The sequence below is a fragment of the Bradyrhizobium sp. Bra78 genome (assembly GCF_024519855.1).
In the GTDB taxonomy this organism is placed as follows: Bacteria; Pseudomonadota; Alphaproteobacteria; order Rhizobiales; family Xanthobacteraceae; genus Bradyrhizobium; species Bradyrhizobium japonicum_G.
The window spans coordinates 1,681-14,629 of record NZ_JALJRE010000016.1; the positions used below are offsets into that span (position 1 = coordinate 1,681).

Below are 12,949 nucleotides of genomic sequence, written 5' to 3' on the forward strand. Positions count from 1 at the left end.
GACCAGACCGGACGCGCCCGCAACCACGCCCAGCGTATAGGTCACCGCTCCCGCATCGGCCACGCCGTCATGATTCGCATCCAGTGGGCCGTCCGCGCCGAACACAGGCGTGAACGCGCCCGCAAAGCTCGCCGTCGCGTTGGTCGCCAGCACCGTCTCGTCGACCGTCAGCGTCGGTGCCTCTTCGCTCACCGAGATGCTCGGACCATCGTCCAGGAAGGTTACCTGCTTGCCGAGGTCGATGCTTGCGTTGGCCGAGTCGCCGTCATTGTCGGTGATCGTTGCCGTCAGCGTCACCACGCCGTCGGCGAGGCTGATGCCTTCGTTTGTGTCCGGATTGGTGCCGTCGGCTTCCTGCACCGAGCGGTTATCCGTGAATGTCACATTGCCGTCGCTGTCGACCTCCAGCGTGAACACCAGCAGGTTGCTCGACGCGGTATGGCCTTCCACCGTCGTGCCGCTCATCGTCAGCACGACATCTTCACCGGTCTGCGCGTCCACCAGGCCGGTCGACTTGGAGGTATCGATTGACAGGGCGTAGCTGATCGGATGCTGCGGATCTGGCACACCGTCCGCGCCGGTCTCCGCCAGGAAAATGCTGCTGAACGACGCGCTCGCCGTGTTGTTGCCATTGTGGATCGAGCCGTCGACGCCGTTGGTCGCAGCCGTCAGGTTGCTCTCGTCGACGATCAAGTTCGGAAGCGATCGTTCTTCGCCTTCCAGGACGACCTGGATGGACGGACCGTCATCCAGGAACGTTACCCGCGGGCCGAGGTCGATGCTCGCGGTTGCCGTGTCACCGTCATTGTCGGTGATCGTTCCCGTCAGCGTCACCGCGCCGCTGGCAAGGCTGATGCCTTCGTTGCCGTCCGGATTCGTGCCGTCGGCTTCCTTCACCGCGCGGTCGTCCGTGAACGTCACCACGCCATTGCTGTCGACCGACAGCGTGAACACCAGCAGATCGCTCGCCGCGGTGTGGCCCTCCACGGTCGTGCCGTTCATCACCAGCACGACAGCTTCGCTGGTCTGCGCGTCCACCAGGCCGCTCGTCCCGGAGGGATCGATCGACAGCGCAAAGCTGATCGGGTGCTGCGGATCCGGCACACCGTCCGCGCCGGTCACCGACTGGAAAAAGCCGCCGAACGACGCGCTCGCCGTGTTGTTGCCATTGTGAATCGAGCCGTCGATGCCGTTGGTCGCAGTCGTCAGGTTGCTCTCGTCGACGACCAAGTTCGGAAGCGCTCGCTCCTCACCCTCCAGGACGACCTGAATCGACGGACCATCGTCCTGCAATGTCAGATGCGGGCCAACATCAACGCTCGCGCTCGTGCTCTGATTGTTGTTGTCCGTCACCGTGGCCGTCAAGGAGATAAGGCCGGCGGGCACATGCGTGCCCTCGCTAATGTCGCCGTCCTCGCCCGTGCCTTCGTGCACCGAGCGCAGATCCGTCAGCGTCAGCTTGCCGGTGGCATCGACGGACACCGTGAAATCCTGCGGCCCATTGACCGCTGCAGCCGCATCCTTGCCTTCGCGGCCGACCACGACTCCGTTCTCCAGGAACAGAAACACGTGATTTCCGGTCTGGGAATCGATCAGTCCGGTATCCACACCCGGCGCACTGATCGACAGGCCAAAGGTCAGCGACTGCTGGCCGCCCGGCACATTGAGCGTGACGGGCAGAAGGCCCGAAACCGTCGTATTCGCCAGGTTAGGCGTGGAGCCGTCGATGACGTTGGTTCCCGCGGTCAGGAAGCTCTCGTCCACCACCAGTTCGGGCAGCGTGCCCAGCGCAATCGTCGGAGCCGGCGGAGTTGGCGTCTGCGGGATAAAGCCGGTGGGAAAATTAACCTGGAACCCCGGCAGATCCTCCTGGGGAGCCAAATCGTTGGTGGGCACGAGCGGCAGAGGATCGACCGTAAACGGGCTGAAGTTCGCACCGCTCGCCTGCGCGTTGTTCTGCCCCAACGAATCTCCGGCTGCGGGGAGAACGGCCGAAGCCGCGGAGGGGTCATTGATGATCGGGAAGGCGCTGGCGAATTCGGCAACGGTCAAGTCACGACCCGGCGCGACCTCGATGGTCAGATTGCCGAGTTGATCGTGCCGGGAGTCGAAGAACGGCTCGACCGTTACGGTAGAGTGATTGTCGAAAAGAATGATCAGCTTTTCGCCGATATGGACGAGCGTGATCTTCTCATTCGCAATTGCCGAAAAATCGACCTGGACTTTTTGATCATAGCCCAGGTTCAAAACCACAGCCTGATCGGCGAAGGGCTTGGTCAGTTTGAAGATGCGCGGCGGCGAGGCGTTGTTTGAATTTCCGGCGCCGGTAGCCTGGGCAACCTGAAACTGCGCATTCATGAAATCTCTCCGCCAAAAGGTCGTGAAGTGAAAAATTGAAGGCAAATTTACTTCGAAGTGTGTCTTTAAAGCTATTGTTAACCCCCTCGGGGGTCAAGAAAACTATTTGGTTAATCAATACTTTCGATCAGTATGTGGTAAAGAAACCGCGCGGCCGCGATATGTCGCAAAACGGGCCAGATGCCCGCCGTTTTCGCGCATGTCGCTCCAGGCCTGGAGGGCGGCAGCTGGAGCAAAAGATGAGGAAATTACTCGTAACCGCCTTGCTGGCCGGATCTTTCGGATTGCAGGCCGCCGCTGCTCAGAACCAGCCGGTACCGGATGCCCGGACGGTCGAACGCACGGTCAAGGCATTGCCAAACAAGGACACGCAGATCGGGCTTTACATTAACGTCAGACCCGATTGCAGCTCCGGCCCCCTGCCAACCATTCGATTGGCAACCTCCCCCGTGTCGGGAAAGGTCGTCGTGAAGCCCGGCAAGGTAAAGGCAACCAACTACAAGGCCTGCCTGGCGCTGGAAGTGCCGGCTTACGTGGCCTTCTACAAGTCCCCTCCGGACTTCGTAGGCGACGATACGCTGACCATTGAGGTCAAATATCCTGGCGGGCGGATCGAGCTGCAAAAAATTACAATCAATGTCGCCGGGCCGGGCGGTCAGAAGATCTAGCGGCGCGCCGGCGTCACGCGGCCGTCGTTGACCGCGCTGATATCTAGTCCACCCGCGTCACCTCGCACTCGTTGCGCGAGTTCTGTCCCACCACGCCGATATTGACGTTTCTGAACTGGGAGCTCGCATGCGAGGGAACAGGCTGGTTGGCCCATACCAGAACTTTCGTGGCGTGCTCTCGATCGTCATCCATCCAGCAAGTCAGCTCGACGGCGTCGATTGTCTTGTCGGTGCCGTTGGACAGCACAAAACTGGCAATGCCGTAATTGTCAGCCCGCCGTGTTGTCTGGAATGAGTCGATCTTGACGAGTTCCCCGAGGCTCGAGCGCGCGGCGGGCGGCTGAGTGTCTTGCGCCACCGCTGCGCCGGTCAAGGTGCACAGGCCCGCAAAGCAGATAATTCCGGTCAACGGACTCATAACGCGCCTCATGCCCCGACGCGTCGATCTTTCCCCGTCTCCGGGCTTGGCGCAAGTGCCTGCCGCGATTGCGGCACAGAAACTCCGCGGCCGCCTTCGGGCGGCGCAGCGTCAATGGGAGAGCGTCCTCGAGGCCTGCTCCGAGCCTGCACCACAATCGCCGATCCGATGCGCCACGACCAGCTCGACCCTGGGCGCCTGCCCCTCACTGAGCTCATTCTGCTCGGTGTAGGATTCGTCACTATGAACGGTAATGACCGTGCTGACGGGACCCATGAAGTCGCAACGATTGGCAAACGTGTATTGATTGTTCTTCTTTTCGGGTCTCGCAGAGACGCAGCTTCCGACGGAGGGGGACGAGAACGTCGCTTTCATTGCGACGGTGGGATCGACGCAGGCCGTCAGCTCCCGCTCGAGCAAGCGGTGCTTTGCCTTGCGATGAGCGACCATATCGAGCGTACGAACGAAGTGCCAAAGCCCCTTGCGAAAGGTCGGCCCCTCGAATTCATCGGCCTTCGCCATGGTCGTGATCGAAGTCATCAGAAGCGCCAGGGCGGCACAACGAACGAAAGAAGTCGCAAGGATTGAACGCCAGCCTGTGGTCATTGTCTGTATACCCGCTCGCTTGCTCCCGATAGGGGTAGCCGCACAGTCCAAATCATCGCCCACAGGTTCAGGCACTGTCGTAAAGTAAACATTAACAGTGCCGGGCGCCCCGTTAACTTACGGAAACCCGATTTACCTGACCGGCTGCGATTCGAATCGCGCGTCACCACCCCCGTTCCCCACGCGACGTCTTGTCACGGCGCCCGACGGACGGTCAATCACGTGCCGCTACGGATGATCAATGAACGGACTTAAAGAGCATCTGCGCAGCATTAATTTTGCTGCCCGCGGCATTTCGGTAACAGTAGATCCACGCTTTCCGGCAGTCGTAAAACGTGTGGCGGTATTTAAATAAAGCCGGGGCAATGCCCGAACCGGACGAGCTTGATCGACCTGACCAAGCTCGAGAGCGACGGGACGCGGAGGTCGTTTCAATCAATTCGTCGCCTGTAACCGGCCCCGGCGCCGTCACTACAGGCAACTTCGACGCGCCGACCGAGGTTTACTTCGCGCGAAAGCATCCGCGCTCTCGACTGCCGTCATCCTCCGCATCAGACTTCCGCGCGCGGGCCGTCTGCCCTTCTTGCCGTTCCGCGCGTGTTTCCAGCCTGCCATCAAAAGAGGCCGTCGCTGATTGACCTTTGATGCCAATTTTGCTCTTTTAGTCGAATATTTCTCGCTTTGGGGGCTGCGATGCAGAGCCGATTCAACGGATTTCTTTGGGGAGCGATTTTTCTGGCCCTCGCAAGCGGTGCAAGCGAAGCCGGCGCGGCCGATCTAGGTTTGATGACGTCAGGACCCGCGGCGGTCGGAAACTGCAGCGATCTGGTATTTGTCTGCGAGAATGGCAGACAATATCCCCTTTGCCCGATCGCGGTCTCGGTTGCTGGCGAGGTCGTCACGGCGTCTCTGCAGACCGGGCGGCATGGTGGTGCCCACGTGCGGATGGTTCCAATGGGCGTAGGTTATCGGTACGCCGGACGGGGCATCTGGCTCGACGGTTTCCGCGAAAATGCCCTGTTAAATTTCGGCAAGCACAGCCAAATCGCCTGCACCCTCGCCCACTAAGGCGAGGCGCGTTACGGCGAGTTGATTAGTTACCCCTTGGTGCGCAGCACAACTGCCTGCGAGCGAGGGTACATATAGGCCTTGGGCTGGATATAGACCGGGCAGTAATTATTCCATTGATATTGCTGCCAATTCCACTTCAAGCATCCAGCTTCGATCTGCGGATCGGAACGGAAATCCAGACGGTAGGGCTCGTCTCCAATGGGATAGGAACCGCTGTAAGCGGCGCTTGAAACGAACATAACCGTAAGTGAAATGGCGGTCGCGGCCAGTATTTTTGGCATATTGCCCTCGATCTTCATGCGCTAATGCGCAACAGTGCCAAAGCGGGAGTTTCCAATCAAGGCCATAATGGGCGAATAATTGAGCGCCGTCCGCTTGTTTGCTCATTTCGTCTGTCGTGGCGGCCTGCCTAATCATCGTGGTGGCCGTGCAAACCGATCTCGCCATCCTTACTGCGCTTGCCAATCGTCCGAATGGACGGATTGCGTTTGCCGAACTCGATCGGCAACTCAAAGCGCATGACGAAAACGGCGAAATCGAAGATCGAATCGAACAGCGGGTTTCCGCCGGTATCAAGCTGATAGAGGCCGGCCTCGCCGTCGTGGATGGCGACAGCTTGCAGATCACCGAGGCCGGCCGCTCGGTCACTGAGGCCCTCCCTGATCGCTCTCTACCCCGGACGAATTCGCTCGAGAGCATCGATGATCTGATCGGCGCTGAAGTACGTTCGAGGATTTTCAATCTTGAACTTCGCGAGGAAACCGAAGGCCTCGCGGGATGCCAAAGCGCGGACGCTCCTTGGACGGCCGGGGCCGACGACACATCGAGGCATTTGACCAAGCCAGGCCCCGTTGACATGGATGCGAGCACTGCGGCTCCTCAACCGGTGACCCCGCCAGCCTCAGCGCCTCCACCATCGACAACGGCCCAGCGCCTCATCTCCCGTGAGGCAGATCGGGCGCGAGACAGTGGGGCCACGAAAGCCCCGAGATTTGATGCAGTTGCGCGGCAATTCCGCCGCCTGGCCGCGCTATGGCGGCGGCACCTTGAGGAGGATCTACCGAACGCGCGCAGGGTCGGCCAGGGCGCAAGCATCAATGGAATCGTTGTCGCGCTCATCAGCTTATTGGTGATCGTCATCTGCGCCGGCGCCGCGATCGCCTTGACGCAGATCAGGTCTCTGCAGACGGAAATCTCCTCCCTTCAGCGAGAACTATCGCCGTTGAAGGAGAGGCTTTCCCGCTTCGATCAGGCAGAAAAAGCGAAGCAGGCAGAGGAAAAAGCGCGCGAAGAACGGAGCAAACGGACAGCTGACAATCCGCCGCAGCCAGCGCCTCTCACTCTGTCACGCGAAGAGATCCAGCTTATTCGCGACTATATCAAACCCGCACCTGGCACCGGCTCCTCCCCAGCCCCTCTGGTCGGCGATCCGATCGCCGGAGCGACCATACCCTTCCCTTCACCGGTAACAGAAAAGGTGCCGAAACTGCTCGGCGCGAGATTCGCGATCCGCAACGGCGCCATCCTCGTCGTCAGAAGGGACAGCCGTCAGATCGACGCTGTTCTTGGATCGAATTGATCGTCCGATCCGTCAGAGCGCATGCGTAAGAAAACGGCCTTCGGTCGCACCGGAATAGGTCTGCTCCCCTTACTGAAAAAGGTCGAGAGCGGCGAGCAGAGCATCGGCGCCAAAATCCCCCGACATCAGGTCAACGAGCAACCCTGTGCCAAGAGCGAGGGCAATCAACTTAACTGCAATCATGTCCGCCTCTCCTGTAAATCGTCCATGGATAGCAGCCTACCTCCAGCCTGTTTCCGCAGTGTTTCGGCGCCTCGAAAAATGGTTTTGGCATACCAGGCGCGCGCTGCTCTGCGCTACCGTCAGCACTGAAGAACGGGTAGGTTTATGTTCGTCTACTCCTGTTTCCGACATCTGATTTGAGATGAGGAACACGATGCGAGGCACTTCAAAAATCCTGACGGCTGCCGCGCTTCTTGGGATCGGCGCCCTCATGACATCCGGATCGGCCCTCGCTGGCGGACCTCGGAACGGCACGGGCGGTCTCCCCGACGTCGAAAACGCGTGGGGGTTTGGATACGGCCAGGGCCCTTCCTTTAACGGGCAAAATGGTCCGGTCGCGGACCACAGCTACGTCTTTAATTACGAGTATCCTGTCTTTGTTGGCCACGACGTGCGAGCGATCGCTGTCGACCTCACCGGTTCAGGCTTTCGGCACCGGCGGGTCGTGGGGCCGGGAATTGTCTATTACCGCGGCCAGCATCCCCGCCCGTACCGCATCAACCAATATTGGTGACAGATCGACGAATCTCGCGTTCTCGACCTCGCGCGACCGGACCGCCTCCCGGGCCGCGTACTCGATCGCGTTTACTGAGCGGAGCGACGAAGGCAAAGAACCGCACGTCGCCCCTCCCCCGTTTACGCGTCCCCGTCGGGTTCATACCGGGATGTTTTCGATTTAGGCACGCGCTTGCCGACGAAACCCCTGATCGCATCGAAAGCCTCGAGCAAAGGCGGCGTTAGCGAAAAGAATACGCCGAGCCCGATTGCGATAATGACATGTCGCAGCGAGATGCTCTCGTCCCGCGCGTCGGTCGGCCCGGAAGTCAACCCGGCGACGAGAGGCATGGCACCGTTCGGTTTGCCGACAACATTCGGCTTCGTTGGCTTGCGCGGGGGGATCATCACCACGACGAAGAGAACATTAATCAGCAGCCAAACGCCGAGAATGATCAAAAACGTTCTCATTGCCAAAATCCAGAAGACAAGAACTATTAAAATAATCCGCCTTCAGAGGCTAAAGCGTGCCGAGGCCTTGATCACAGTTGTCCAGCCTATTCCTTGATGCAAGCCTAAATCTTGGTCGGCCAAGATTAAACCTGCCGATAAACCCGTTAAACCTTCCGTTACGAACGCCGTCACGGCCATCGCTTTTCGGCACGGGCGCTATGCCTGCTCGGGTTCACGAAGCGACATGCCGCCCGTCGATGTCAGCGTGATCGCGCCGATCGCTAATCCAGGAATTCAACGCCGACACGATTTTCGCTGGACCAGACGAGCCGACAATCGCGAATGACGCGATCCTTCGCCATCATCAGCTTGAAACGAGGTCTGACATAGACCTTGTCTGCCAGCTCGACGGCGGCACCGTGATCGGAGAGGCTGACGACGCGGCACCGCATGCTCGACCCGTCGCCAGTGATGTATGCGACCTCGTCGACTACCGCGCGCTGCTGTCTACGACGCTCCTCCACGGATAGTTCACCCTTTGCTCAAGTTCTTGCCGCGCAGAAAGTGAACGCCAATGTTGTCACCATTGATCCAAGCCAACTCGCAGCGGCGGAAGGCGGCTCCGGTCGTCGAAAGGAGCAAGAAAAACTCCTTCAGCGCAAGCCCTTCGATCGAGCCCTCGATCTTGAGCTTGGCTCCGGCTTCAGCCACGTCGGTCATCTGACATTGACGGCTCCAAGTTCCGTCGATAGCCACCATGTGCACGTCGATGCCTCGCGAGAACTCGATACGTGCCGTTCCACGTTTTTCGGGTGGCAATGAATCAGACATACCAGGTCGAAACCTGCGTTTGAAAGAAGGCGCCGCTCGCCGGCTGCTTGCCGCCGCACGAGAAGCGCTTGGGAAATTGAATAGCCCTCGTCTCGGCGGAAGCAACGCGGCGTTAAAATTGCGCGTCTCCTCGATAGTGAGAGAGAAGAATTCAGAAAAGGCTAATGAGCGTGTCGGATTTCGGCAAATCCGCGCCCGGCCTGCCCATGAAGCCAAGAACAGGCACAGATCTGAGCTGTGCACAACATTTCACCCTTCACGGCTCGGGCCAGACGTCAATTTACGCATTAATCCGTAACAAAAACAGCATAAACTCATTTAATCTGGGATTTTGCATCGACCCTCCCGGGGCTGGCGCAGCGCCGCTCGCGATCATTTTGAGGCGAGCGGCGTTGTTGTTCGGTAGTCCTGCGGATTTCCGGCCGGGTTCCATAGTGCTACGGTTCCATCGCGAGCGACGGCATCCCTGCCAGCCCCGGGAAGAACGGCGCCGCAAAACGACCTTGGCCCGCCTCCACTGCTCTTTTTTTGCCGGAGGCGGGCTTTCTTTCCCGACAAACTGAAAGGGGCCGCTCGAAGAGCGGCCCCTTGCCGGTTGAAATTTGGGTCCGTGATGAAATGCCAGCCCCGGCATCGACACCCTAGCGGTACTGAGGTGGCAAGTGGATTCCGTTTAATTACGGTGAACCATACTGCCGCATTTTAGCCTGCCCTCCCGCGCCAACCGCGGACAGATGCCGCGGAAAGCGGTGACTTCCGCGGGGCCGCGGATGCCGGATCCGCATGCATCGTGAGCCACAACGGCCGGTCACGCCAAAAGGACTTGCAGGCGAATTAATCGAGCCCGTGAGCGATGCTGGAGCCTCCGCGCAACCACCGGACCAGAGCTCCGATTTCCTGATGGACGGCGCGGAAATAGAACAGATGGGTGATTGCGAAGGACAGCATGCAAGTGCCGAGAATGGTCGCCATCACGAACACGCCGCCCGACGGGACCGCGATCGTTCCCAGCGATGCCTGTCTGAGGGTTGGCGTACCAACCTGCCAGGATGCAACCAGAAACACGGCGTAGGCAGCGCTGAGATGCGTTGCGATCGTGAAGAGCGGCCGGGACTTGGTCGCAAGCCCAAGGCAGGCGAGCAAGAAGATGGGAAGCGCAAGTCCGAACAGCTGGAATCCGTCAACGTGAACGAAATAGCTCAAATAGGCATCGCTGCGCTGGAAGATGCCGAACAGCTTGAGATTGACGTACCAGAGAATTTCAGAGCTCGGCGCGTATTCAAGCGCGCGCGCAGCCAACTCGGCGCTCAGCGTCGCGGCAAAAAGTGCCAACGGCCCGAGAATCTGCAATTTAAAAAGCCGGTTCATGTGACAAGCCATACGTTAAAAACGTTGAGCTTGCCTTAACGGTTCCCCTTGGGCCGCTGCTGCCGCCGTAGACCGGATAGTGGCTAAAATCGCGGCTGATCGCTCAGGGCTGGTTGTTCGGCGGTCTTTCGATGAACCTGCGGCTGCCGTTCAGCAATTCGAGGTTGTTGGCGATGACCGGATTGCCCGGGTCCATCGAATAGGCCTTCATGAACTTCTTGCGCGCGGCGCTGAGATTGCCGCGCAGCATCAGCGAATAGCCCTGGTCGTTGAGGATCTGGACCGTCTCGCCGCCGAGCCTGATGGCCTCGGCATAAGCCTGGTCGGCAAGATCGAAGCGGCGCAGCCGGTCATAGCTCGCGGCAAGCCCGGTCCAGGCCGTCAGGTCCTTGGGCGCCTTCTCGACGCCGTCCTTGAAATAGCGCTGGGCAAGGCCGTAATTGCCGCGGTTGAAATGCTCCAGCCCCAGCCGCACGGGCTCGTCGGACGGATAGTATTTGACGTCGGTCGGCTCCTGCACGGGGTCGACGCCCGGCGGATCCCCGGGAGCGACGATTGCGGCCTCCCTCACGGTGTAGTCGCACGCCGCAAGGCCTGTCCCCAACAAGCAACAGGTCAGCATTAGAATGACACGGCGCATCAATCCTCGTCCCCCGCCGGCTTCCGGCAGATTCATCGAAACATCAAAATCCGGGCGCGGCCCCCGGCGCCAAGCAAAATTCCCGCAAAACAACCCCATGCACAGTAGGATCGACCTTGAAAACATTGGCCTTTTTTATTTGCTCCCAACCGGCACCGAGATGCCAGACGACGCACCGGCGCCCAGGCCCTGCACGTCGATTGTCTGGGTCGGTGCAGTCCTTACGCCCATTTGTTTCGTCGCGTCGCCAACGTCAGGAAGCTGATCCACCGGCTGTTTCGTGTTGCCATAGCGTGTGACGGCGGCGCCGACACGGCGCGCATCGGTGGCGATCCTGGTGTCCCCGACATAGCGCGGCCATGGCGTGATGGTGTGGGTGACCGCATTGACCTGCTTGGCATCGCCGGCACTCATGGTGATGGTGTCGGAGCGCTGGACGTAGCGATCCATCTCGTCATGACCGGCGAGGCCGTAACATCCCCCCAGCAGCAAGGGCGCGAGCAGGGCCAGATACCTCGCGGTCATCTTTCGCGTCCTCTAGTTGAGAGTCTTGATGGCCGGCTCGCTTGCAGCGGCGGCCGGCGGCGGAATCGGGGCGGTGAGCTGCGGCGCGATGATGTGGCCGTAGGGACCCTTCACCTCGCCGCCGGAATTGACGTAATCGTCGTAGCGCTTGCGGACTTCCATCTGGCCGTTGAGGAAGAAATCGACGTCATTGGGCGGCAGGCGGGAGTCGAGCGGCGACGCCAGTTGCTGGCCGGGGGCCGCCGGCGCAACCAGGCGCGGCGTCACGATGATGACGAGATCGGTCTCCTCCTGCTGGTAAGAGGCGGAGCGAAACAGCGTGCCGAGCACCGGCACCGAGCCGATCCAGGGCAACTGCGAGACGTCCTCGCGGTTGCGGGTTTGGAGCAGCCCGGCGATGGCAAAGCTCTGGCCGTCGCGCAATTCAACGGTGGTTCGCGCGTCGCGGCGGGTCAGCGCTGGAATGCGTGTCCCTTGAATCACCACCGCATTGGCGAAATCAAGCTCGCTGACGGACGGCTCGACCCGAAGATTGATCACGCCGCGCGAGAGAACGGTCGGCACGAATGCCAGTTCGACGCCGAACTTCTTGTAGTCGATGGTAATGGTGGGGAAACCGTTTGTGGTGGTGTTCGGAATTGGCACCGGAAATTCGCCGCCGGCGAGGAAGCGTGCCGCATCGCCCGACAACGCCATCAGATTGGGTTCGGCCAGACGACGTAATACCCCTTTGGTTTCCAGCGCCGTCACCAAGCTGTCGATCGACATGCCGTTGTTGAGCCTCAGCACACTCGTGAGCAATGCGCCGTACGGGACAGCTCCGCTCGCCAGCGTGGCTGCCGTGCCAAGCAGAGGAAGCGTGCTCGGAGGGGCCCCATTTCCGATGGGCGTGCGTCCGGCAGCGGTGACGTCTCCGAGACCGGTTTGTCCGATATTCGTGCCGTTTGCATTGGCGGCATAGAGATTGACGCCGAGGTCACGCCCGGCCTTCCTGAAAACCTCGAGGAAGCGGACTTCCAGCATCACCTGCTGCGGCGCCGCGACGGTCATCGCGTTGACCACCTTGGCCTTGTCGGACATCGAGGTCGTCGCGATCGACATCGCGCGTTCGGCGGCGACCGCGTCCGTTGCCGTGCCGCTAAGCACCACCTGCCCCTCGGTCGCGGACACACGAATGCCACCGCCGCCCGAGGTCGAACGAATGTTCTGCTGCAGGTTGCCGGTGTCGACCGCGACCTCGACATCGAGGATCCCGATCTGCTTCATCGCACCGTCGAGCAGGATGACGTTGGTGGTGCCGGTGTGCTTGCCCTGGATGTAGATCAGGTGATCGCTGAGCGACTTCACGTCGATGATCTCGGGCGAGCCCGCGACAATGGTGGCAAAGGCCGTGTCGACCCTGAAGGTCCGCGACTTGTTGACGATCACCTTGACCCGCTGGACGTCGCTCATCTCGCTGACGAAGACGCCGCCGGACGAGACCCGTCGATCCGCGGCCCCGGCGCGATCAGCCGGATTGAACAACGCAATCCCACACAGAGCCGTCAGCCCCAGGGCGGATAGCCTCGCTCCGGCCCTGCCCGACACGCGACCGCAAACCATTGCAATACCCCTTTGCCGCATTCTGCGGCGATCCCCACAACGTACGTGCCCGGCGCCCTGTTACTCTCCCTCGCCTGCCTCAACGTACAGTTTACTATCAGCAACACTACAAA

Annotated in this window: 15 protein-coding genes; 4 read left to right on the top strand and 11 right to left on the bottom strand. The window is 60.3% G+C overall.

Going from position 1 to position 12,949, the window contains the following annotated elements; translation table 11 throughout:
- The coding region (locus tag OC450_RS28835) for a DUF5801 repeats-in-toxin domain-containing protein (protein WP_262049121.1) at window positions 1–2,358 on the bottom strand (2,358 nt) is incomplete at its 3' end.
- Between the two features lie 239 nt (window positions 2,359–2,597).
- Here OC450_RS28835 and OC450_RS28840 point away from each other — a divergent pair.
- Window positions 2,598–3,026 carry a hypothetical protein gene (locus tag OC450_RS28840; RefSeq protein ID WP_249129558.1) on the top strand — a complete coding sequence of 143 codons (429 nt, stop codon included), beginning with the start codon at window positions 2,598–2,600 and terminating at the stop codon, window positions 3,024–3,026.
- 43 nt (window positions 3,027–3,069) lie between these two features.
- On the opposite strand, the gene OC450_RS28845 is transcribed toward OC450_RS28840, so the two are convergent.
- A complete protein-coding gene (locus OC450_RS28845) occupies window positions 3,070–3,444 on the bottom strand; it encodes a hypothetical protein (protein WP_211386931.1) in 375 nt (124 codons plus the stop codon).
- Between the two features lie 111 nt (window positions 3,445–3,555).
- A complete protein-coding gene (locus OC450_RS28850; protein WP_249129618.1) occupies window positions 3,556–4,050 on the bottom strand; it encodes a hypothetical protein in 495 nt (164 codons plus the stop codon).
- A gap of 693 nt (window positions 4,051–4,743) precedes the next feature.
- Here OC450_RS28850 and OC450_RS28855 point away from each other — a divergent pair.
- Window positions 4,744–5,118: a hypothetical protein gene (locus OC450_RS28855; protein WP_256808838.1), complete on the top strand. Its 375-nt coding sequence runs from the start codon at window positions 4,744–4,746 to the stop codon at window positions 5,116–5,118.
- Between the two features lie 29 nt (window positions 5,119–5,147).
- Here OC450_RS28855 and OC450_RS28860 read toward each other — a convergent pair whose 3' ends face one another.
- Entirely contained in the window at window positions 5,148–5,420 is a 273-nt protein-coding gene (locus tag OC450_RS28860) for a hypothetical protein (RefSeq protein WP_211386930.1), read from the bottom strand.
- A 128-nt stretch (window positions 5,421–5,548) separates the two neighbouring features.
- Here OC450_RS28860 and OC450_RS28865 point away from each other — a divergent pair, with 128 nt between their 5' ends.
- A complete protein-coding gene (locus tag OC450_RS28865) occupies window positions 5,549–6,700 on the top strand; it encodes a hypothetical protein (RefSeq protein WP_249129614.1) in 1,152 nt (383 codons plus the stop codon).
- 364 nt (window positions 6,701–7,064) lie between these two features.
- A complete protein-coding gene (locus tag OC450_RS28870; protein WP_262049122.1) occupies window positions 7,065–7,436 on the top strand; it encodes a hypothetical protein in 372 nt (123 codons plus the stop codon).
- 122 nt (window positions 7,437–7,558) lie between these two features.
- Here the strand turns inward: OC450_RS28870 and OC450_RS28875 are convergent, their stop codons facing one another.
- The 7 genes from OC450_RS28875 to OC450_RS28905 form a co-directional block, all read right to left on the bottom strand.
- Window positions 7,559–7,888: a hypothetical protein gene (locus OC450_RS28875; RefSeq protein ID WP_262049123.1), complete on the bottom strand. Its 330-nt coding sequence runs from the start codon at window positions 7,886–7,888 to the stop codon at window positions 7,559–7,561.
- A gap of 263 nt (window positions 7,889–8,151) precedes the next feature.
- Window positions 8,152–8,394, bottom strand: a complete 243-nt coding sequence (locus OC450_RS28880) for a PilZ domain-containing protein (RefSeq protein ID WP_211386927.1) — start codon at window positions 8,392–8,394, stop codon at window positions 8,152–8,154.
- Window positions 8,395–8,401: 7 nt separating this feature from the next.
- Window positions 8,402–8,701 (bottom strand): PilZ domain-containing protein, encoded by a 300-nt coding sequence (locus tag OC450_RS28885; RefSeq protein WP_211386926.1) that lies wholly within the window; start codon window positions 8,699–8,701, stop codon window positions 8,402–8,404.
- Between the two features lie 834 nt (window positions 8,702–9,535).
- The gene (locus tag OC450_RS28890) at window positions 9,536–10,069 is read right to left on the bottom strand and encodes a hypothetical protein (RefSeq protein WP_256808832.1); all 534 of its coding nucleotides are present in this window, start codon (window positions 10,067–10,069) and stop codon (window positions 9,536–9,538) included.
- Between the two features lie 103 nt (window positions 10,070–10,172).
- On the bottom strand, window positions 10,173–10,709 hold the full coding sequence (locus tag OC450_RS28895; RefSeq protein WP_211386924.1) for a tetratricopeptide repeat protein: 537 nt from the start codon (window positions 10,707–10,709) through the stop codon (window positions 10,173–10,175).
- Between the two features lie 135 nt (window positions 10,710–10,844).
- A complete protein-coding gene (locus OC450_RS28900; RefSeq protein WP_262049124.1) occupies window positions 10,845–11,234 on the bottom strand; it encodes a hypothetical protein in 390 nt (129 codons plus the stop codon).
- A gap of 12 nt (window positions 11,235–11,246) precedes the next feature.
- Window positions 11,247–12,836, bottom strand: a complete 1,590-nt coding sequence (locus OC450_RS28905; RefSeq protein ID WP_262049125.1) for a type II and III secretion system protein family protein — start codon at window positions 12,834–12,836, stop codon at window positions 11,247–11,249.
- Between the last annotated feature and the right edge of the window lie 113 nt (window positions 12,837–12,949).